Source organism: Streptomyces sp. NPDC056452 (assembly GCF_042796085.1).
Lineage (GTDB): Bacteria > Actinomycetota > Actinomycetes > Streptomycetales > Streptomycetaceae > Streptomyces.
Window position 1 is genome coordinate 1 of the sequence record NZ_JBHTRI010000028.1, and the last position, 20,400, is coordinate 20,400.

Below are 20,400 nucleotides of genomic sequence, written 5' to 3' on the forward strand. Positions count from 1 at the left end.
GCGCCCCGGCCCCCCCCCCACAAGGCTCCGGCGCCCCCCGAGATCGACACTAATTACTACGTCGCCAGCGTCAGATCTGTATAAGAGCCAGGATGGGGCGCGGCCCGTACCGCCCGCACCGCGCCGCCCCGGTGCGTGCGGCGCTGCGTGCCGCCGCCCGTCTCCGCCGGCGGCAGGGCGTCCCCCGCGCCGCCCATGAGGCCCGCCGTACGGAGTTCGGCCTCGAAGCCGGCCAGCCGTGCCAGGAACTGCCGGGTCGGCGCCGTCAGGTCCGTGCCGCGCGAACTGCGCAGCAGCAGCCCTGCACCGAGACGGAGTTCGAGCCGGTGGATGCGACGGGTGAGAGCCGACTGGCTGATGGACAGGACGGTCGCGGCACGGTTGATGCTGCCGTGGGCGGACACCGCGCGCAGCAGATGGAGGTCCTCCACATCGACCTGGACGGACTCGTCGGGCAGCGCCGGCGGGGCCTGGAGGCTGCGTGCGGCGTCGGTGCGCCGCTCCAGCCCCGCTCGCTGACCGCGTAGCCAGTCGGCCCACCACGGATCGCACAGCATGTCCCCGTGGTGCCGGGTGAACCTGCTCAGGCAGCGGGCGGTGAGCAGCGCGGCCAGCTGCTGGGCCAGGGCGCCGGGGACGACGGTGGGATCGACCAGTAGTCCGGCGGCCCGCCGGGGCCGCTCGACCAGCGAGCGTCGGACCAGCGAGGGGGCGAACACGGCCGGGCAGGCCGGGGAGCCGAGGCCGATGGCGTCCCCGCGCCGCAGCATCCCCCGGGCCACCGACGCTCCGGTGACCTGGATGCGGGCGGGCGGGGTGAGACCTGCGAGCTGGTAGACGCGGCTCACCAGTACCTCGGCCTGGGGCCCGGCCTCGGACACCCAGTTGTCGTCACGCAGATCGGCGAGGGAGACCGTGTCGCGGCCCGCCAGCGGGTGCCCGAGGGGCAGCGTCACCCAGAGCGGGTCGTCCAGGACTTCGTACGTGCGCACGGTGCGCTCGACCGCGTCGGAGAGGGCGTTCAGGCCCCAGGTGTGCGCGGCGTCCACCCGGTACCCGGCGAGCTGACGGAGCACCTGGTGGGGTGTGTCGTGGCTGACGGAGAGGAGGATGCCCAGCGTGTCGGCCGCGTCCTCGACCAGGTCCTCCATGAGCGGTTCGGCGGTGGCGATGTTCAGGATGCGGGGTGCGTTCAGCGCCTCGCTGCCGCGCCCGTAGATCTCGGTCTGCACGGCCTGGTCGACCTGGCGGAAGAACCGCCGGCCCGCCACGAGCACGCGGGCGCCGTCCGGGCTCAGCCGTGCGGTACGCGCGCCGCGCAGCGTCAGCCCCAGGCCGGTGGCCTGGTCCAGCCGGTCGAGCCGGCGCTGGGCGGCTGCCGTTCTCAGTCCCGCCCTGCGGGCGGCTTCGGGGAGGTCACCGCACTGTCCGATCGCGTCCAGCAGCCGAAGATCCGAACGCGAGAGGGGCAACCGCGTCAACCGGTCGGGAACGGAGGGCACGTGTATCGCAGAAGGCACGGACGGCTTCCTTACGGTTATGGATGACGCCTCTTCTTCACCTGTGACGGCCTGTTGCGGCTCACGTTAGGCAGGCGTTCTCTCCTCTCGCTCCCCTCGCCGGAGGCGGCCCCGGACAGCACGACGGCGGGCACCGCGCAGTGCGGCGCCCGCCGGGAGGAGCGTGGTTCAGGCCTGGTCGGTGGGGCGGATGAAGATCTCGTTGACGGTGGCGTGCGGGGGCGCGGTGACGGCGTACAGGACCGCGTCGGCGATGTCCTCGCTCTGCAACTGCCGTATTTTGGCCACGCGTTCGGCGATCGCCGCCTTGGACGGGGCGTGCGTGATGTGGTCGCGCAGTTCGGTCTCCACGGTGCCCGGCTCGATGACCACCACGCGTACTCCGCGCTCGGTGACCTCCTGGCGCAGCCCCTCGCTGAAGCCGTTGACGGCGAACTTGCTGGCGTTGTAGACGGCGCTGCCGCGTCCGACGACGCGGGCGGCGATGGACGAGATCTGGACGATGGTGCCTTGGTTCCTGATCAGTTCCGGGAGGGCCGCGTGCGTCATGTACATCAGGCCCATGACGTTGGTGTCCATCATCCGGACCCAGTCGGTGGTGTCGGCGTTCTCCACCGGTCCCAGCAGCATCAGCCCGGCGTTGTTCACCAGGATGTCGAGTCGGCCGAGCGTGTCGACGGTGGAGCGTACGGCGGCGGCCACGGCCTGCTCGTCGGTGACGTCCAGGTCGAGCACCTGGACCACGGCGCCTTCCGCCTCCAGTTCGCCGCGCAGTGCTTCGAGGCGGTCGACGCGGCGGGCGGCGAGGGCTACCGATGCTCCGGCTGCGGCGAGGGCGCGTGCGGTGGCCCGGCCGATTCCCGAGCCGGCGCCTGTGACGAGTGCGACTTGTCCCTGTAGCGATGAACTCATGTGGTCCTCGTTCTCGGGGTGGTGGGCCGGACCGGCAATCCGGCCGACACAGGGCGTCCGACGGTGCGGCGCGCCGACGGTACCAGGGGGCCGACGCCCGGTGAACGGCTCCCGGTGGCCGTTGTTATGTGCGTTCGTGGCTGGTTATGCGGGTCGGTCCGCCCCGTAGGGGAGGTCGCGGTGCGGGCGGTGAGGATGGGGCCGCTACTTCATGTCGGCATGCCCGTGCAGCGATAGGTGGGACCCATGACGCAGGACGCAGCATCCCCGAAGGTGACGGCCGCGCCGTCCTACCCGATGGAGCGCGTCTCCCCGATCGATCCGCCCCCTCCGCTCGCCCTTCTGAGGTCCGGCCCCGCCGCCAGCCGCATCACGATGTGGGACGGCAGCCAGGTGTGGCTGGTGACGGCGCATCCGCACGTCCGCGCGGTTCTCGCGGACCGCAGGTTCACCGCGGTGACCAGCGCCCCCGGCTTCCCGATGATGACGACCACGTCCGTCCTGGTGCGGGACAAGCCGCACACCGCCTCGTTCATCCGCATGGACGACCCCGACCACACGCGGCTGCGGTCCATGCTCACCCGTGACTTCCTGCACGGCAGGGCCGAGGCGATGCGGCCCGTGCTGCGGGAGCACCTGGACGGGATGCTCGGCGAACTGGTCGGGGGCGAGCGTCCGGTGGACCTGGTGCGCGGGCTGACGATCCCCGTCCCCTCCCGTGTGATCGCCCTGCTCTTCGGCGTGTCCGACGAGCAGCGTGAGCTGATCGAGAACCGCGCGGGGATTCTCATCGACCGCGGGTACCGGCCGGAGCAGGTCGCCGCCGCCCGCGACGAGCTGGACGGCCTCCTGCGCGACGTGGTCGAGGAGCGTATGCGGACGCCCGAGCCGGGCGAGGACCTGCTGAGCCGTCTCGTCGTCGACCAGGTACGCAAGGGCAGTCTGACCGTCGAGGAGATGGTCCCGATGTGCCGGCTGCTGCTGGTCGCCGGGCACGGTACGACGACCAGCCAGGCCAGTCTCGGCCTGCTGAGCCTGGTCACCGACCAGGGCCTGGCCGAGGCGCTGACCAAGGACCCCGAGCTGCTGCCCAAGGCGGTCGAGGAACTGCTGCGGTACCACTCCATCGTGCAGAACGGCCTCGCCCGCGCCGCGCTGGAGGACGTGGAACTCGGCGAGGTGACGATCCGGGCGGGCGAGGGCGTGGTCGTGTCCCTGTCGGCGGGCAACCGCGACGAATCGGTCTTCCCCGACCCCGACACCCTGGACCCGCACCGGGACGCCCGCCGCCACCTGGCCTTCGGCCACGGCATCCACCAGTGCCTCGGCCAGTGGCTGGCCAAGGTGGAGCTGGAGGAGATGCTGGCCGCCGTGCTGCGCTGGATGCCCGGCGCCCGGCTCGCCGTCCCGTTCGACGAACTGGACTTCAGGCACGAGGTGTCCAGCTACGGGCTCGGCTCGCTGCCGGTGACCTGGTGAGCGCCGGTCGGCTGACCGTGGCCGTGGACACGGACGCCTGCTGTGCGATGGGCCGCTGCGCGGCGACGGAACCGCGGGTCTTCGACCAGGACCCGGACACCGGCACCGTGGTCCTGCTGGCGGCCGAACCGCGGCCCGAACTGCACGAGACGGTCCGGCTGTGCGCCGAACTCTGCCCCTGCACGGCCATCACTGTCACCGAGGACTGACACCACCGGTCGGCAACGGCCGTCGAGGAGCGATGATGATCGATCTGCCCGGTTCCGACGGCTCCGTGCACCCGGACGCGCGGGCGGCGCTCGACGGGGACGACACCCCGCTCGGCCGCCGCAGCCGCTGGGCGGTGGAGCTGCTCACCACCTCCGGGGCGCCCCGGGACGAGGACCTGTCCGAGAACTTCGTCCCGGTGTTCCTGGCCCGGCATCCGCAGGGTTTCGCCGCGACGCTCGAACAGTGGCGCGACCTGGGCCCGTTCACGGTCGTCGACTACCAGCCTGTGGCCCACAAGTCGTGGGTGACCCTGGAAGGTCCGCCGGGGGTCCGCTCCACGCTGTCGCTGACGCTCGACTCCACGGGGCTGATCCGGGTCCTGCATCTGGGCCCTGAAGTGGTGACGCCGCCGGTGCGCGCGTGGGACGACCTGGCGCGGGCACTGGAGCAACCAGGAGTGACCTGGTCGGCGCTGGTGACCCGGGTGGCCGGCGGGGTGACGGAGACGCTGTACGCCAAGGACGCGGACCGGCCGATGCCCAACGGCTCCTCGTACAAGTTGTATCTGATGCGGGCACTGGCGGAGGCGGTGGCCGCAGGCACCGTGCGGTGGGACGACGAGGTGACGATCTCCCCTGCCCTGCGGAGCCTGCCCACCGGTGACATGCAGGAGCTGCCGGACGGCTCCCGGGTGTCGGTGCGCGAGACGGCGTACAAGATGATCGCGATGAGCGACAACACCGCCGCCGACCTGATTCAGGACCTGCTGGGCCGGGACGCGGTGGAGCGGGCCGTACTGGACGCCGCGCACGGCGATCCGTCGCTGCTGCGTCCGTTCCTGACGAGCCATGAGGTCTTCGAGATCGGCTGGGGCGCACCGGAGCTGCGGGCCGAGTGGGTCGGCTCCGGTGAGGCGGGCCGCAGGCGTCTGCTGGAGCGGATCGCCGGCCCGATGACCGTGCGCGGCTCCGAGCTCGGGCCTGCTGTGCACCGGTTGGGTCTGGACTGGCACATGAGCGCCTGGGACGTGGCACGGGTCCTGGGCGCACTGGTGGAGGACGGGATACGGGACGCGAGCGGGGTCGTCGATGCCGTCCTGACGGCGTACCCGGGAGTCCCGATCGACTCGGCCCGCTGGCCCCGCGCGGTGTTCAAGGGCGGTTCGTGCCCCGGGGTGATGATGTTCTGCTGGCTGCTGGAGGACGCCGGCGGCGTCCGGTACACGGTCGTGCTCCAGCAGTGTGCCGACGACCAGAAGCTCATCGGCGACGGGCAGTTCCTGCGGGGCATGGGCGGCCGCGTCATCGAATCCGGCCTGCTCTCCGGTACTTCCCGGTGACCCCCCGGGACCGGTCGCTGGCCGTGCTGGTGGCCGTGCTCTGGGGACTGAACTTCCTTGCGGTACGGGTCGGCCTCGACCACTTCCCGCCGTTCTTCCTGGCAGCGCTGCGCTATCTGGTGCTGGCCGTGCCGGTGGTCCTGTTCGTGCCGCGTCCGCAGGTGCGGCTGCGCTGGCTGCTCGGGTACGGACTGGGCTTCGGCGTCGCCCAGTTCGGGCTGCTGTTCCTCGCCATCGAGCAGGGCATGCCGTCGGGTCTGGCGTCCGTGGTGGTGCAGGCGTCGGCACCGTTCACCGTGCTGCTGGGGGCGCTGCTGCTGCGCGAGCGCGTCTCCGGGCGGCAGCTGGCCGGCATCGGTCTGGCGGTGCTGGGGATGGCGGTGATCGCGGTGGACCGGGCGCGGACGGCGCCGCTGCTGCCGCTGGTACTGACGGTCCTCGCGGCGCTCGGCTGGGCGGCCGGCAACCTGGCGAGCCGCCGGGCGAAGCCCCCGTACCCCTTGCGTTTCGCGCTGTGGATGGCGGTGATCCCGCCGCTGCCGCTGCTGGCGCTGTCGGCCGTGATGGAAGGACCGGGCACGGGATGGCGGGCCTTGGGGTCGGCGTTCGGCCCCGACGGCTGGCCGGGCCTGGTCGCGCTCGTCTACATCGCGGTGCTGGGCAGCGTCGTGGGATCCGGGATCTGGACGGCGCTGCTCAAGCGCTACCCGGCCGGTGTGGTGGCGCCGTTCTCGATGCTGGTGCCGGTGGTCGGTATGGCCGGTGCCTGGCTCGCGCTGCACGAGCGGCCCACCGGATGGGCGGTGGCCGGCGGAGTGGCCGTGGTCGCCGGGGTGCTGCTCGGAACGGGCTGGCTGCCGCGCTTCCTGCGCGAGCGTACGGGCGGTACGGCTGCCCCCCGCGTCCACGAGGGGCGCGGGGGGCAGCCACCGGACGGTCAGCCGGCCGGGGCGACCGGTGCCTCCCAGGAGACCCATCGCTCCTGAGGGACGAAACCCATTGCCTCGTTGAGGGCGATCATCGGGTGGTTGTCGTCGGCGTTGGCCGTCTCGATCAGCCGTACCCGGGGCTCGTACTCCCGTACATGGGCGAGGTTGGCGAGCTTGAGCAGCAGACCCAGGTGGTGGCCCCGGTGGGCGGAGGCCACCACCGTCATGCCCTGGAGTGCGTGCTCCGGATTGCCCGTGGTCTTGGAGACGCTGGTGAAGCCGGCCAGTTCGCCTGTCTCCTCGTGGACGGCGCCCACGTGGTAGGCGCGCCGCCCGCGGCCCACCCGCATGCGCTCGAAGCGCCGCACATGACTGGTGCGGACCGCCTCGGGCCCCCGGTCCCAGGTTTCCGGGCCTGCCTCGCCGAGGGACTGGCCGAGTTCGGACACGGCGATCGCGAACGCGTCGGGCGTGACGGTCCCCCACCGCTGGAGCCGGTAGCCGGCCGGGACCTCGGGAAGGTTGTCGGCCGGCGGGTCGTGCGCGTCCAGGTCGAGCCACTGGTGGACGCCCTCCGGGCCGTCGGACGGGGTGGCGCCCAGCGCCGCCGCGAACACGGCCGGGCCCTCGTCCCGGGGCGGCCCGCCGTGCAGCGCCTGGACCAGATCGGCGACCAGGAGTGTGCGGCCGTGCTGTCCGGCCAGGGCACGGGCCCGCCGGAACAGGGCGGTCCCGATCCCCTGGCGGCGCTCCTTCGGTGCGGTCAGCAGTTGGTCGACGACGGCGACGGGCGCCCCGTCCGGGAGCACGAGGCGCAGCGCGCCGACGGCCTGGCCGCCGAGGAGGGCGACCTCGCCGGCCAGGGTGGTGTCCGGCGGTGCGAAGCGCACCGACCCGGTCAGGTCCGCCACGCAGGGCGGTGCGGCGGACAGCGGGACGTCCTCGGCGCTGTCCGTGGTCAGCCGGACCCAGGCGTCGAGTGTGGCCGTGTCACCGGCGTCCAGCGGGACGAAGCGGAGATCCGCTGCTGCGTTGTTCATACGGTGTCGTTCTCCCGGTCGGTGCGGGTATCGGTGACGCCCATGGCCTGGATGTCGTACAGGCCGAAGGCGGGGTGCACATAGACGTTGGTGGCGCGGGGGCCCCGGTAGTGCAGGGTCTTGTCGTGGACCAGCGGGAGGATGACCGCATGGTCCATGACCCGGCGCTCCACCTCGCGCCACAGTTCGGCGCGGGAGGCGGGCTCGGCGGTGTGCAGCCCCGTGTCGATCAGTTCGTTGATCTTCGGGTCGTCGAGTTCGGCGATGTTCCAGTTGCCGCCGCCGGGACGGATCAGCCGGCCGTCCACCAGGGGTGCCAGGAAGCCGTACTCGGTGGGGAAGTCGGCGCCCCAGTCGGTGACGATCAGGCCGAGCCCGTGCTTGCGGATGGTCTCCGGTGAACCCGCGCCCTGGCTGAAGTAGGTGGCGACGTCGAGTTCCTTGACGGTCAGCCGGATGCCTACCCGGGCGACGGACTCCACGACCGCGTCGGCGACCAGCCGGAACTTGCCGCGCTGGGTGCCGATGACCGCGTCGAAACCGTGGGGCAGTCCGGCGGCCCGGAGTTCGGCACGGGCGGCATCGAGGTCTCCGCGCAGATCCGGGCCGGTCGGGTAGCGGTCCAGCGGCTGGTGGGCGGCGAGCCTCGGAGGGAAGAGCGCGGTGGTCAGATCGCCTCCGGTGACGGGCCCGCCGCGTGCCTCCTGGAGAAGGATCTTGTCGGCCGCGTAGTGCACGGCCCGGCGTACGTGCACGTTGTCGAAGGGCGGTATGTGGGGCTGGAGCGAGACGAAGTGCAGGAAGCTCGTTCTCGGGTTGTCGGTGCGTGAGCGCAGTACGGGGTCATCGGCCAGGCGGTGCTGGGCGGCGTGCTGGAGGCCGCGGCCCTCCAGGTTGATGTCGAACTCCCCCGCCGTCAGCCGCTCGTCCATCTCGTCCGGGTCGAGGCCGATGGTGACGTCCACCCGGTCCGGGAGGGCGGGCCGCACGGGGTCGGTGGACCGGTCCCAGTGGGGGTTGCGTTCCAGCAGGAGCCTGCTGCCCGGCCGGTGACGGGCCACACGATAGGGACCGGTGCAGCGCGGGTCCTCGCCGTAGAGGGCGCCGGTGTCGGCCTGTCGGGGCACCGGGGAGACGCAGGGCTGGGCCATCAGATGGTCGAAGTCGGAGAACGGGGTGCGCAGCCGGAAGACGATCGTGCGCGGGTCGGGGGTGAGCACGGCGGGCAGGCCGTCCTCGCTGTCGTCCCGGTAGGGCCCGGAGTACGGGCGGTCCTGGTCGTCCAGGAGCGGCACCAGGTAGGTCGGGCCGCCGGGGAGCACGTCCTGGGCGAAGATCCGTTGGACGGCGTAGCGCACGTCGGCCGAGGTCACCGGGGTGCCGTCGTCGAAGCGGACGCCTTCGCGGAGCCGGTAGGTCCAGGTCCGGTTGCCGTCGCTCGGTACCCCGGGCGCCTCGGCGAGGTCGGGTACGGGGACGAGGCCCGCCGGTCCCGGGTCGGTGGGGTAGGCCATCAGGGTTCGGTTGAGCAGGCGTTGCAGCAGCCACACCCAGACGTAGTAGGTCCGTGCGGGGTCGAGGGAGTCGACGTCGGCGGAGGACACCAGCCGCAGGGTGCCCCCGCGACGGACGGAGGGGCTGACGCTCGCTCCGACGGCGGCGTTCCAGCCGCCGCCTTCCTGGAGGTCGGTCACGGCGCTCATCGTGTGGTCGTCTCCCGGTCGTCGGCGGGCGCGCCCGCGTTGCCTTCGGTACGGGGTATCGGCAGCAGGTAGGAGCGCTGTTCGCTGACCTGGCAGCCGCGGGCGAGCTTCGCCTTGACGCTGCCGATCCCGGCGTGCAGGACGGTGGCGCCCTCCTTGGCGGCGGCGTCCAGCACCTGGTAGTACAGGACGTCGTAGTAGAGCGGCAGCTTGCCCTGGGCCTCGTAGTCGAACCCGGCGCGGTGTCCGTACCACTGCTCCTCGCCGCGGGCCCGGGACCGCAGCACCATGCCGAAGCCGATGATGCTGCCGCGCTGCCGCGCCACGGACACCAGGACGTCGTCGCCCATGATCTCGGCGATCCGTCCGATCATGCGGGCGGAGCCCTCGTCGCTGGCCGGATTCCCGTACTTGCGCAGGAGGTTGGCGTCGAGCTGTCCGAGGCGGGTGCAGAGCGCCTGGGTCAGCGGCTCGACGTTCACCTCGACGCCGGCCTCGGTGAGCGCCCGGCGTTCCAGGCGTACCCGGCGGCGGCGGTGGGCGCTCATCTCCTCGACGAACTGCTCGAAGCCGCCCGGCGGGATGTCCAGCCATGCGTAGTGGTCGGAGGGGTGGTTGCTGTATCCGCGGCGCTCCAGCAGGGCGACCAGAGAGGTGTCACGTACGTCGACGTGCGGGAAGCAGACGGTGGCCGCGTTCCGGTCCGCCGCCATCGTCTCGGCCCTGTCCAGCAGGGCGGCGAGGTCCTCCTCCGTGGCGTCGGCGGAAGCGAGCGTCCGGGTCCGGCCCAGGTGTCGTCCTCCGCACACCAAAGAGGGCAGCAGGGTGTCCGGGCCACCCGCGGCGACATCGCGAAGCACGCCGGCGGCCTCCGGAACGTCCTGTTCCAGGGCGCGCTTCAGCATGGCGTCCGGCCGGGCGAGGAGCCAGGCGACGGAGGTGTCGGCCCATGCGGTCACCAGCCCGGCGACCGGGGTGCCGGCCCGGTCGCGTACGAGGAAGTCCATCGCCGTACCGGAGTTGTGCTCCTGCACGGTGAGCCACCGGGGGGTCTGGAAGAAGTCCTCCGCCCCCAGCAGCGAGTTCCAGCCCGCCGCCTCCAGCCCGTCGGCGTTGACGACCGCGCGTACGCCGTCCGGGCCCGCCGGTGCGACGGGTTCGGTATACGGGCTCACCGAAGGTCTTCCTCGACGACGAAGTCCAGCAGGGCGGCGGCCTTGTCCGCGAGTTCCTGGGCGGCCACCCGGTCGGGGCCGTTGCAGTAGGTGAATCCGACGCAGGAGGAGTTGTCCATGCGCTGGAGCAGGTGGTCGCCCTTCTCCACGTGCAGCAGCACCTGGACGCCCGCCACGGCCGCCGCGGCATCCAGCCCGTCGATGCGCGCGAGGGTCCCGCGCCGGGTGGGGTAGATCATGCGGACGGCGGCGCCGCCGCGGTGGACGACCGGCTCGATCGGCGGGGTGACGCCGATGGTGAGCAGCCAGGCGTCCAGGATCGGGCTGCGGCCGGTGACGTCGGTCACCAGCATGGTCATGCAGCTGGACGGGGTGCGCGGGTTGGCCTCGATGATCCGCCAGCCGGACTCGGTGCGCCGGACCTCGGTGTGGCAGGGGCCGTGCCGGTAGCCGATCATCTCCAGGGTCGTGCGGACCACCCTGTACAGCTCGTCGCGCTCGTCGTCGGGGAGCGGTACGGGAAAGGTGTGCCCGCACTCGATGTACGCGGGGTCGCCGAAGAGGTCCTTGGAGGTGACGCCGAAGACATGGGTGTGCCCGTCCACGGTCATCGTCTCGACGCTGACCTCCTCGCCCTCGACGTACTGCTCGAGCAGGACGTCACCGGAGCGGGGCTGGCCGCGGAGGCTGTGCCGGACGGTGGAGAGTTCCTCCCACGCCTCGATGAGCCCCGCGAGGTCGTCGACCCTGCGCACCCCGTAACTGATCGCTTCGGCCGGGGGCTTGGCGATCATCGGGAAGCCGAGCCTGCGGGCCGCCTCCTCGAGCTGGCCCCGGTGGCTGACCAGCACATGGGGGATGTTGAACGGCTGGTCGCCGAGCGCGATCCGCAGGTGGTCCTTGATGTTGGCGGTGCGCACTGCGTCCGGGTCGGGCCCCGGCAGGCCGAGGCGGCGCGCGGCGTGCGCCGCAAGCTCGGTGTGGTAGTCGGAGAACGAGGTGAGGCCGTCCACCAGGGGCGCACCGTCCTCGCCGGTGGTTGCGGCCAGCACGGCGTCGAGGTCGGTGGTGTCGACGTCGATCACACGGTCCACGATGGACAGCGGGTGGGTGTCCCAGTCGTGTCCATGGGTGTACCAGGACCGGTCACCCGTCAGCAGCCACACTTCGAGGCCGTGTTCCTGAGCCTGCTTCAGGCCCAGGACGAAGGGGTGGTTCTGCATGTGCTCGACGATCGCGATCCGCTTTCCGGCGAACTGAGCGTAGTCGGCCAGAGGTGTTGTCATCGGACGCCTCCCGTGTGGGTGATGTGCAATCGACCGGTTCCGGGTTCTCTGGGTTCAGTTGAACCGCCTCCGGCCGGGCGGTGCCATGCATCGGGCGGCAGGACGCATAGGCGGCGGGCGAGGCGCATAGGAAGGGCCGGGGTGCTCATGACGTGGGGTACGGCCAGGTGCCGGGGCATGACGCCCTGTCAGCGTCTGCTCCCCGGCAGCCCCGGCGGCTTCGCGGGGGGTGATCGCCGGCGCGACGTACGACACCCGCTCGTTCAACCCTCGGTGGGCGTGATCCTTGCCCGCAGAATGGGCGGGTGAACGAAACCGTGATGACTGCCGCCGTTCTGTTCCGGCACGGAGGCCCGGAGGCACTCGAGCTTCGGGCCGACTGGCCGCTCCCCGTCGTGGGGCCCGGGCAGGTGCTGGTGCGCGTGGGCGCGGCGGCTGTCAACAACACTGACGTGTGGACCAGGGAGGGCGCCTACGGGCTTCCTGGTCGTCCCGAGGCGAAGGCCGGCTGGCGCGGAGTCTTGGACTTCCCCCGCATCCAGGGCGGCGACATCGCGGGCGTCATCAGCGAAACAGCCCAGGACGTGCCCGACGCGTGGGTGGGTCGCCGGGTTCTGGTCGATCCAGCCTTCTACGCGGATGAGCGCGACGACGCCGTGCCCGTCGGACTGCTCGGCAGCGAAGCGGACGGCGGCTTCGCCTCCTATGTCGCAGTCGATGCCGCCCGCGTCCACGACATGAGTGCCTCCCCGCTCTCGGACCAGGAACTCGCCGCCCTCCGGTGGCCTACGGCACGGCCTTGGGCATGCTGGAACGCTCCCGCGTCAGGGGCGGGGAGACGGTGCTGGTGACCGGTGCTTCCGGTGGCGTCGGACTCGCGCTCGTCCAGCTCGCCGCGGCACGAGGCGCACGGGTGGTGGCGCTCACCAGCGCGTCCAAAGCGGCCGCGGTGCGGGAGGCAGGCGCCGCGGCCGTCGTCTCCCGGGAGGCAGACCCCGAAGAGCTACGACGCCGGCTGAGGGAGTTGGCGCCCGAGGGACTGGATGCCGTCGCGGACGTGGCCGGCGGACCGTGGCTCGAGCACCTCCTGCCCGCGCTGCGCGATGGTGCCCGCTGGGTCATCGCCGGAGCTGTCGCCGGACCCGTCGTCACCTTCGACCTGCGCCGCCTGTACCTGCACAACCTCAGCCTCATCGGCTCCTCGATGCACACCCGCGCCCACTTCGCCTCCTTGGCCGATCTGGCTCGGGCCGGCACCGTACGGCCGCGTATCGCCGGGAACTACCGACTGACCGAACTCCGTGCCGCCCAGAAGGAATTTCGGCGCGGCACTCACGTAGGGAAGATCACCATCACTCCGTGATGTTCGACGGCACGCCTGCGACACGGCCGGCACTGCCGGGCGGCTTGACCCGAAGCCCGCTGGAATTCGTTGATCGTGCCGCAGAGTGGACCGGAACGGCCGACGGTACCTGCGAGCTGGGTGCGGCGCCCGGGCGCCCAGCGACTGACCGCGTCCTCGGGAAGGCAGGCGAAGAGCGGCGTGCGGGACAGTCCGGGAGCCAGGTGACCACCCTGCTTCCAGGCTCGCGACGTCGGCGGCGATCGGCGGAATCATCCCGAAGATGCTGCCCCTTGGAGTTTCATTTCGCCCCACCACTCGATTCGGTGACATAAAGCCACAACCCACACACGTAGAGTTATGGTGATTCTGCCGGTGAGTGGCTGCGCAATTGGTGTCGTGGCGCCGCCGAATGCAATCAGCTCGTCGTCCATCGTTATGGCTCGCCGTAAGGAATGTTCGTGAAGCTCTCCCTGACCAAATCTCCTCGAGTCGCCGTCGCACTGGCGTCGAGCGCGCTCATCGCCACTGCAATGGCGACCTCCGTGGGTCCGTCCTTTGCAGAATCCGTCCTTGGTCCGGAAGTGCGGCAAGCAGGTGCGAGCTCTGCCCCGCAGTGCGGCTTCTTCCGGTACAGCGTCCGGGAGTCCCAGTTCGCCGCATACAACCACTGCGGTGAGACCACGGTGCTGGTCCATGTCGATGTCAGAGGGGGCGGCAGCGGGAACGACTTCCATCTCTGTGTCAGCCCCGGACCTACGCAACTGCCAGGTGCGGGTCCGAACTACCTCAACGCCTACTACATCGGCGGTGCCGGGTGCCGGAGCGGAGATCGCACCGGACACTCACCTCACTGATGCCGATGTGACTGAGTGCCGCGAACGGCCCGGCGGCGGGCTCCCGGGCTGGACGCAGCCAGTACCTCCAGGCCGTCGAACCCCCGCTATGAAGGGCGAAGAACGGGATCGATCCCTGCCAGGCTCTCGTGCAGCCGACGGGCCCCCCGGGCAACGCGATCGTCCTTGTCGCCCGCCATCTCCTCGTAGATCCGTAGCGCCTCGTCCAGGTCGTCCGAGAAGATGCTGAAGACATCGACGACTGCGGTGTGGATCCAATCGGCATGGTTGTCGTTGGCGACTGCCAGTGCGGACGCGACGATCGTCAGTCCGGCCGTGTCCTTTCGCCGAAGCAAGCCCTCCGCGGTCCGCCGGGTGACGAAGGTGTCACCAGAGTCGAGCACAAGCCCCAGCAGGGGCTCTACGGCCTCCGGCATCTCGGCGAACCCTGCCAGGCTGTGACCGGCGTCCGCCCGGTCACGCCAGTCATCGCTTCGTCCGAGTTCGGCCAGCGCCACGGCAGCCGCGCGCCGCAGGTCAACGTCCACTGACTCGTCCGCCCCTCCACGATTCCGGTCAAAATATCATCGAGGCGCAGGGACGGGTGATCGCCTGGACAAGCCCTAGTAAAGGGACAGGCCGTACACCGACAGCCACTCCACGACCGGCTGGTAGTAGGTGGCGCCTCCTGTCGCACAGTTTCCGGTGATGGCGACGATGACCCCGAGTGCGGTGCTGCCGGCAAACGCGGGGCCACCCACGTCGCCCGGCTCGGAGCAGATGTTCGAGCGGAACAGTCCGCTCACAGCCCCCTCGGGGTAGCTGACCGTGACGTTCACGGCCGTGACCGTGCCGCAGTGGTATCCAGTCACCCGGCCGACGTGGCAGACGGACTGACCGACCGTCGGATGCGCGGCGCCCGTGATGTCCTGCACCCGGCCGACGGTGCCGAGCGAGACCTCGCCGGGGAAGACCACCGACGAACTCGAGTAGCGGACGAGCGCGTAGTCGTTGCCGGGGAAGCTCGCGCTCGCGGTGGTGCCGACGAACACACTCAGGCTCGCGTCCGCGTACCAATTGCCGGCTCCCTGGGCACAGCGACCCGTCACCAGCCCGTAGAGGGTGCTGCCGCTGCGGGCGTTGAAGCCGACGGTGCAGCGCGTTCCGGCGTTGCTGTAGATGACGTCTCCGCCACGTACCTCGAGGGCATTGCCGACCGCCCGGGTGGCCGTGCCGCCCGACTCCTGCGCGTACGCCGCCGATGCGGTGACGGTGAACCAGCCGAGCAGCAGGGCCATCGCGGCAACCGCCGAGGTGGCTGCGCGGAACGCTCCGCGGAATGGTCTACCTGTCCGGTGCGCATTCATGTTCCCTCCCCGTGGTGCGACGACGTCATGTCACTCATGTCATGCGCCTGCCATTGTGGGCGGTCGGGGGAGGGTTCCGTCAGTCGGAAAGGCGCCATTCGAGCTACCCAGGACCGGGACGGAAAGCGGAGGGAAGCGGACGGGCCACGGCTTCGATAGCCCGTCCGGGCTGCCGAAGCGAGACCTGTCAGAACGTTCAAGCCGAACGCCGCCGACGGTGCCATGGTGGATCCATGACTGCAGACCTCTCCGCGGCCACCTCGTTCATGGCCATGCACGCCCGCGTACTCGATCGTCGGCGCTTCGAACTGCTCCTCGGCGAAGCCGACGCCGGCTCCGCACTCGCCGCCGTGGACGGCTACCGCAATCCGGACGGCGGGTACGGCTGGGGGCTCGAACCGGACCTGCGTGCGCCCGAGAGCCAGCCCGCAGGCGCGCTGCACGCGTTCGAGGTGTTCCAGGACATCGCTCCTGTCACCACACCCCACGCGGTTCAATTGTGCGACTGGCTCGCGTCGGTCTCCCTACCCGACGGCGGCCTGCCCTTGGCGCTGCCGGTCAAGGACGCAAGCGGCTGCGCACCGTTCTGGGCGCAGGCCGATCCGAAGGTCTCCACCCTGCAGAGCACCTCGTTCGCAGCCGGCGCGGCCCTGCGGGTGGCCGCGCACGACTCCGACGTCGCCGCCCATCCATGGCTCGACCGTGCGACGCAGTACTGCCTGACCGCAATCGAAGCGATCGGAGACAGCCCCCACGCGGTCGAGTTGTCGTTCGCGATCCGTTTCCTCGACGCCGCGTCCGAGACCCGCCAGGAAGCGGGAGCCCTGCTCGACGGCCTCCGCCGGTTCATCCCCGCCGGCGGCCTGCTGCCCGTCGCGGGCGGTTCCGTGGACGAGGTGATCCGGCCGCTCGACATCGCCCCCGCTCCAGGCCGTCCCGCACGCACGCTGTACGACGCGGACGTCATCGACGCCGAACTGAGCCGCCTGGCTGCCGAACAGCAGGACGACGGCGGCTGGTTGGTCGATTTCGCAAGTTACTCGCCGGCAGCCGCCCTCGAGTGGCGCGGATACCGGACCGTAGCCGCTGTGTCGGTCCTGAAGCAGAACTCCGCAATCTGACGGCGGCCACCGGACGGTGTGCAAACGTACGCAACCGACTGACAGCATGGCCCTCATGGCCGTAGAGGATCTCGGGAAGTTCGCCGTGCGCCGCGCGAGTGAGTTGGACGCGGACGCGCTGCTGCAGATCGACTCGGTGGCAGCGGAGGGCACCGGCGAACGGCACCTGAGTATCGAGCGGTGGTGCCGAAAGGGCCTTGTCGCCATGGCCGAGGACGCGTCGGGAGCCCTGGGCTACTGCGTGGTGGAGTACACATTCTTCGAGCAGGGGTTTGTCACGATGCTCATGGTGGCACCCGACGCCCGTGGCCGGGGCGTGGGTGCCCGCCTGCTGGACCACGCGGCGGCCTCACGCACCACCCCGAAGCTGTTCACCTCGACGAACGTGTCCAACCAGCCGATGCAGCGGCTGCTCCAGCGTGCGGGTTGGAGCCCGGTCGGCCTGCTCCACGGTCTGGACGAGGGCGACCCCGAGCTGTTCTACCTCTGCCCGCGCGACCCGTCCGCTGCTCGCCCCTGACGGCTAGAGGCTGGTGAGCAGGTCGTCGAGCGGGGCGGGTACACGGTCGGGCTCGAGGGCCTCGACGAGGACGTGGCCGTAGCGGATCTTGCGCCCCTTCTTCGTTCCGAGGAAGCGCCGGAACTGCTGCTGCGAGGTGCGGCCCTGCTGTGCGGGCTGGCGCAGGAAGGTCTGCAGGGAACGCAGGTCGCCCTCCGCGCGGACGAGTTCCTCCACCCGTCTCACGCCCAGTGCGCGGATGAGCTCGTCCTCCAGATCAGCGGCGCAGACGAAGAACCCCTCCTGTGCCGCACCCGCCCGCTCCCAGCCCCGTGCGTAGTAGCGGGTCTCCGCCTCGTCACACAGTCCGGTGAGCCGGAGGCCGAGGCCCGGGGGCCCGAGGATCTGTGCGAAGCGCCCGACGCTCATCGCGCCGCCCATCGACAGTACGCAGACTCCTTCGGCTGCCAGGTTCCGGCCGCGGCTCGCGGCCAGCGCGCTGACCGCTGCGACGTCGCTCGGTCCTTCGAGCAGGACGACCGCCCGGACAGCCAGTCCCGCGGCGAGCTCCCGCGCGGGGTCGCCGGGACCACCCGCCGCCCATGCGGTGACCGCCTCCCGGAACAATCCCATGTCAGCCATGGGAGGAGTCTCCGCCCTTTCCGGCTGGCACGGTAGGGAGTTTCAGTCGGCGCGCCGGTCGTCGGCGGGCATTTGGGCACGTCCGACGGGTTCATGGGCGGCGGGCCGCCCAAGTGGTCCGGGTGGTCCGGACAGTGAGGTCTTCACGCCTCAGGACTCCGTGGGGGCCGTCACCGTCGATGACGGCATCAAGTGCGGCCCGGTCATCGGCGGGCAACCGGCCATCGAGGTGCGAGCTCAGCTTCCGCAGGCACACCTGCGCGTAGCGGGCCGTGGCGGCGGGCAGCGGGGCCGGCAGGTTGACGACGAAGGGCCGCTCGGCTTCCAGGACGAATCCCGCACGGGCCAGGTGATCGGTCCAGTCGGCGGCCGGGCCCGGGTTCAGCAGGGTGTGGATGCGCGCTTCCAGGCCCGGGCGGCCTACCCCGATGTCGTCGGGCAGGAAGCGGGGGAAGAAGTCCATCTCGGTGACGGCCAGGAGTCCTCCCGGCCGCAGGCCCGCGAATGCTCCGGCCAGAACGCTGTCGGGGTCCTCCATGTGGTGCAGGGAGGCGGCCGCCCAGACGAGGTCACTGGGGTCGAGCGCCGGCCAGCCCTCGTTCAGATCAGCCTGAACCCCCCGCACCCGGTCGGCGAGCCCGAGCGTGAGCGCTTTGTTCGACAGTCGCCGGAGCATCTGAGGGGACAGGTCCACAGCGGTGACGTCGGCCTGGGCGAAACGCTGCGCCAGTGCGATGGCACCGGTCCCGGTCCCGCTGCCCAGGTCGACGATGTGACCGGGTTCCCGGACGGCCAGTTCCCCGAGCCAGGCGGTCAGCTCCGAGACGTAGCCCTCCAGCACTTCGGCGTCGAGCTCCAGGAGCTCGGCCATCGCGACGGTGCCTGCATCGTCCCCGGCGTGATGCGGGTGCGCGTGCGCGTGAAGGTCGCCGGTGTCGGTGGTGTTCATGCTTCGACGATAGTCGCGCCTTGCGGTAACGGCATATGCTCTTGCGTATGACGCAAGAAAGCGACTTGGACAGCACGGTCCGCATGCGCATCAGGAGCCTGCGGCAGGCACGCGGCTGGTCGCTCGACAGCCTCGCGGAGCGCGCTTTCCTGAGCCCGTCCACCCTGAGCCGCATCGAGACCGGCCACCGGCGCATCGGCCTCGACCAGCTCACCTCACTGGCCCGGGCACTCGGCACCTCGCTCGACCAGCTGGTGGAGACCGTCGATGACGACGACGTCGTGATCAGGCCCCAGCGCGACGAGCAGCGCGGGCTGACCACCTGGCTCCTGAACCGCGGATCCGGTCCGGCCGGAATGACGGTCGCCAAGATGCGCATCACCGACGAAGCGCAAGGCCCGGGAGTCGACCAGCTCGGGGTCCACCCCGGCAAGGACTGGTTCACCGTCCTGTCGGGGACCGTCACGCTGATCCTCGGCGAGCGCGCCATGCGGGTCGAGACAGGCCAGGCAGCCGAGTTCTCCACCATGATCCCCCATGCCATCAAGGCCCACGGCGGACCGGCCGAGATCCTGTGCATCCTCGATCACGACGGGAAGCGCAACCACCTCCACACCCAGACCTGAACCTGGCCGCCACCCGTCATGGTGACCCTGGGCAGTCTCGGAATCGGAAGCACTGCTTGCGACTTCGCACCGCTGCGGGGAAGGGGAACCGGTGCAGGAGTACTCCCATTCCGTTTCGCACAGCCGAAGGCACGCGGAACGCAGCGAACAGGCCCATGCCGTACCGGCGTTCTTCGCCCCCCGCCTTCTGTTTCGGGCAGGCGCGTGCCGGTCGGTCACGGCGCCCCCCCACGTCGGCCGCTCCCGAGCGCAGGGGCGCAGGGCGATACCCGGTGGCTTTCGCGGTCCTTGCACCGCAGAGTGATCGCATGATGCATCCCGCTCCCGAGTTCCTTCCCGGCCTTGAGCTGTCGCGGATCCTCTACGAGGAAGCGGTGCGGCCGATCCTCGATGAGGCGTATCCGGGCCTTCAGCACTCCGCCGCGAGGGTCGGTGCCGGATCGGAGGTGCTTGGTTTTGATACCGCACGGTCGGCGGATCACGAGTGGGGCCCGCGCCTGGATCTCTTCCTCGCACCGAAGGAGGCTGCCGATCTCGGGGCCGACCTGCACAAGCTCCTGGGGGAACGACTGCCCAAGGACGTGCGGGGCTGGCCGACCCATTTCCGTCATGGTGACCCGGCCGACCCGATCGGTCTCATGGAGCGCACGGACGGCCCGGTGGACCACCGTGTCGCGGTGAACGACGTCGGCGCGTGGCTGACCGGTCAGCTCGGCCCCGGTGCGGCGTCCGGCGAACCGACGGTGGGTGACTGGCTGGCGATGCCGCAGCAGAGGCTCGCCGAGGTCACCGGCGGCGCAGTGTTCCACGACGGGCTCGGCACGCTCACGGCAGCCCGTCGGAGGCTGGCCTGGTACCCCGATGAGGTGTGGCGGTACCTGCTGGCCTGCCAGTGGCAGCGGATCTCCCAGGAGGAAGCATTCGTCGGGCGCTGCGCCGAGGTGGGGGACGATCTCGGATCGGCCGTGGTCACCGGGCGGCTGGTGCGTGACCTGATGCGACTGTGCCTGCTCCTCGGCCGACGGTACGCACCCTACGGCAAGTGGCTGGGGAGTGCGTTCGGCCGACTGCCGGTCGCCGAGGGCCTGATGCCGTCCCTGCGGGGTGCGGTGACGGCAACGGAATACCCGGCGCGCGAGCAGCACCTCTGCGACGCCTACGAGATCGTGGCCGCTCTGCAGAACGACACGGGGCTCGCCGAGTACGTGGACCCGACACGGCGGCGGTACCACAGCCGCCCGTTCCAGGTGCTGCACGCCGAACGTTTCGCGCAGGCTCTGGAACGGACGATCACCGATCCGGTTCTGCGGGGCATGCCCCTGTCCGGGAGCGTGGACCAGTGGGCGGACAACACGGATTTCCTCGGTCGCCAAGATCCGGTTCGTGCGGCGATCAACGCCCTCGGGTGAGGGTGAGGGGGAACGC

General features: G+C 70.8%; 19 protein-coding genes and 1 pseudogene. 10 read left to right on the forward strand and 10 right to left on the reverse strand.

Annotation, left to right across the window (positions count from 1 at the left end; all coding sequences use genetic code 11):
• Positions 1-56: 56 nt before the first annotated feature.
• Positions 57-1,520: a LysR family transcriptional regulator gene (locus ACFQ6X_RS25210; RefSeq protein WP_383184630.1), complete on the reverse strand. Its 1,464-nt coding sequence runs from the start codon at positions 1,518-1,520 to the stop codon at positions 57-59.
• 168 nt (positions 1,521-1,688) lie between these two features.
• Positions 1,689-2,432, reverse strand: a complete 744-nt coding sequence (locus ACFQ6X_RS25215; RefSeq protein ID WP_383184631.1) for an SDR family NAD(P)-dependent oxidoreductase — start codon at positions 2,430-2,432, stop codon at positions 1,689-1,691.
• Between the two features lie 246 nt (positions 2,433-2,678).
• Here ACFQ6X_RS25215 and ACFQ6X_RS25220 point away from each other — a divergent pair, with 246 nt between their 5' ends.
• From ACFQ6X_RS25220 to ACFQ6X_RS25235, 4 genes are read left to right on the forward strand one after another with little or no spacing between them, the layout of a single operon-like run.
• On the forward strand, positions 2,679-3,911 hold the full coding sequence (locus ACFQ6X_RS25220) for a cytochrome P450 (RefSeq protein WP_383184632.1): 1,233 nt from the start codon (positions 2,679-2,681) through the stop codon (positions 3,909-3,911).
• Positions 3,908-4,120 (forward strand): ferredoxin, encoded by a 213-nt coding sequence (locus tag ACFQ6X_RS25225; protein WP_383184633.1) that lies wholly within the window; start codon positions 3,908-3,910, stop codon positions 4,118-4,120. Before ACFQ6X_RS25220 ends, ACFQ6X_RS25225 begins: the two co-directional genes overlap by 4 nt.
• Positions 4,121-4,155: 35 nt before the next feature.
• The gene (locus ACFQ6X_RS25230) at positions 4,156-5,460 is read left to right on the forward strand and encodes a Cpe/LpqF family protein (protein ID WP_383184634.1); all 1,305 of its coding nucleotides are present in this window, start codon (positions 4,156-4,158) and stop codon (positions 5,458-5,460) included.
• The gene (locus ACFQ6X_RS25235; RefSeq protein ID WP_383184635.1) at positions 5,457-6,446 is read left to right on the forward strand and encodes an EamA family transporter; all 990 of its coding nucleotides are present in this window, start codon (positions 5,457-5,459) and stop codon (positions 6,444-6,446) included. Before ACFQ6X_RS25230 ends, ACFQ6X_RS25235 begins: the two co-directional genes overlap by 4 nt.
• On the opposite strand, the gene ACFQ6X_RS25240 is transcribed toward ACFQ6X_RS25235, so the two are convergent.
• From ACFQ6X_RS25240 to ACFQ6X_RS25255, 4 genes are read right to left on the reverse strand one after another with little or no spacing between them, the layout of a single operon-like run.
• Positions 6,398-7,429 (reverse strand): GNAT family N-acetyltransferase, encoded by a 1,032-nt coding sequence (locus tag ACFQ6X_RS25240; RefSeq protein ID WP_383184636.1) that lies wholly within the window; start codon positions 7,427-7,429, stop codon positions 6,398-6,400. The genes ACFQ6X_RS25235 and ACFQ6X_RS25240 overlap by 49 nt on opposite strands.
• Entirely contained in the window at positions 7,426-9,132 is a 1,707-nt protein-coding gene (locus ACFQ6X_RS25245) for an ABC transporter substrate-binding protein (protein ID WP_383184637.1), read from the reverse strand. Before ACFQ6X_RS25245 ends, ACFQ6X_RS25240 begins: the two co-directional genes overlap by 4 nt.
• Positions 9,129-10,307 (reverse strand): GNAT family N-acetyltransferase, encoded by a 1,179-nt coding sequence (locus ACFQ6X_RS25250; protein ID WP_383184638.1) that lies wholly within the window; start codon positions 10,305-10,307, stop codon positions 9,129-9,131. Before ACFQ6X_RS25250 ends, ACFQ6X_RS25245 begins: the two co-directional genes overlap by 4 nt.
• On the reverse strand, positions 10,304-11,593 hold the full coding sequence (locus ACFQ6X_RS25255) for an ATP-grasp domain-containing protein (protein WP_383184639.1): 1,290 nt from the start codon (positions 11,591-11,593) through the stop codon (positions 10,304-10,306). The genes ACFQ6X_RS25250 and ACFQ6X_RS25255 overlap by 4 nt, the downstream gene beginning before the upstream one ends.
• A 320-nt stretch (positions 11,594-11,913) precedes the next feature.
• Here ACFQ6X_RS25255 and ACFQ6X_RS25260 point away from each other — a divergent pair.
• A pseudogene (locus ACFQ6X_RS25260) lies at positions 11,914-12,956 on the forward strand (zinc-binding dehydrogenase).
• Between the two features lie 512 nt (positions 12,957-13,468).
• Entirely contained in the window at positions 13,469-13,792 is a 324-nt protein-coding gene (locus ACFQ6X_RS25265) for a DUF6355 family natural product biosynthesis protein (RefSeq protein ID WP_383184748.1), read from the forward strand.
• An 86-nt stretch (positions 13,793-13,878) separates the two neighbouring features.
• Here the strand turns inward: ACFQ6X_RS25265 and ACFQ6X_RS25270 are convergent, their stop codons facing one another.
• Together ACFQ6X_RS25270 and ACFQ6X_RS25275 are read right to left on the reverse strand one after the other, a co-directional pair.
• On the reverse strand, positions 13,879-14,319 hold the full coding sequence (locus tag ACFQ6X_RS25270; RefSeq protein WP_383184640.1) for a hypothetical protein: 441 nt from the start codon (positions 14,317-14,319) through the stop codon (positions 13,879-13,881).
• A 75-nt stretch (positions 14,320-14,394) separates the two neighbouring features.
• Positions 14,395-15,069, reverse strand: coding sequence for a S1 family peptidase (locus ACFQ6X_RS25275; RefSeq protein ID WP_383184641.1), 675 nt, complete (start codon positions 15,067-15,069; stop codon positions 14,395-14,397).
• 302 nt (positions 15,070-15,371) lie between these two features.
• On the opposite strand from ACFQ6X_RS25275, the gene ACFQ6X_RS25280 reads away from it, so the two are divergent.
• Together ACFQ6X_RS25280 and ACFQ6X_RS25285 are read left to right on the forward strand one after the other, a co-directional pair.
• Positions 15,372-16,259 (forward strand): hypothetical protein, encoded by an 888-nt coding sequence (locus ACFQ6X_RS25280; protein ID WP_383184642.1) that lies wholly within the window; start codon positions 15,372-15,374, stop codon positions 16,257-16,259.
• A gap of 55 nt (positions 16,260-16,314) precedes the next feature.
• On the forward strand, positions 16,315-16,779 hold the full coding sequence (locus ACFQ6X_RS25285; protein WP_383184643.1) for a GNAT family N-acetyltransferase: 465 nt from the start codon (positions 16,315-16,317) through the stop codon (positions 16,777-16,779).
• A gap of 3 nt (positions 16,780-16,782) precedes the next feature.
• On the opposite strand, the gene ACFQ6X_RS25290 is transcribed toward ACFQ6X_RS25285, so the two are convergent.
• On the reverse strand, positions 16,783-17,400 hold the full coding sequence (locus tag ACFQ6X_RS25290; RefSeq protein WP_383184644.1) for a TOPRIM nucleotidyl transferase/hydrolase domain-containing protein: 618 nt from the start codon (positions 17,398-17,400) through the stop codon (positions 16,783-16,785).
• Between the two features lie 91 nt (positions 17,401-17,491).
• A complete protein-coding gene (locus ACFQ6X_RS25295; RefSeq protein WP_383184645.1) occupies positions 17,492-18,349 on the reverse strand; it encodes a class I SAM-dependent methyltransferase in 858 nt (285 codons plus the stop codon).
• A 47-nt stretch (positions 18,350-18,396) separates the two neighbouring features.
• Here ACFQ6X_RS25295 and ACFQ6X_RS25300 point away from each other — a divergent pair, with 47 nt between their 5' ends.
• Together ACFQ6X_RS25300 and ACFQ6X_RS25305 are read left to right on the forward strand one after the other, a co-directional pair.
• Positions 18,397-18,975, forward strand: coding sequence for a helix-turn-helix domain-containing protein (locus tag ACFQ6X_RS25300; protein WP_383184646.1), 579 nt, complete (start codon positions 18,397-18,399; stop codon positions 18,973-18,975).
• Positions 18,976-19,283: 308 nt separating this feature from the next.
• Positions 19,284-20,384: a DUF4037 domain-containing protein gene (locus ACFQ6X_RS25305; RefSeq protein ID WP_383184647.1), complete on the forward strand. Its 1,101-nt coding sequence runs from the start codon at positions 19,284-19,286 to the stop codon at positions 20,382-20,384.
• Positions 20,385-20,400 lie beyond the last annotated feature (16 nt).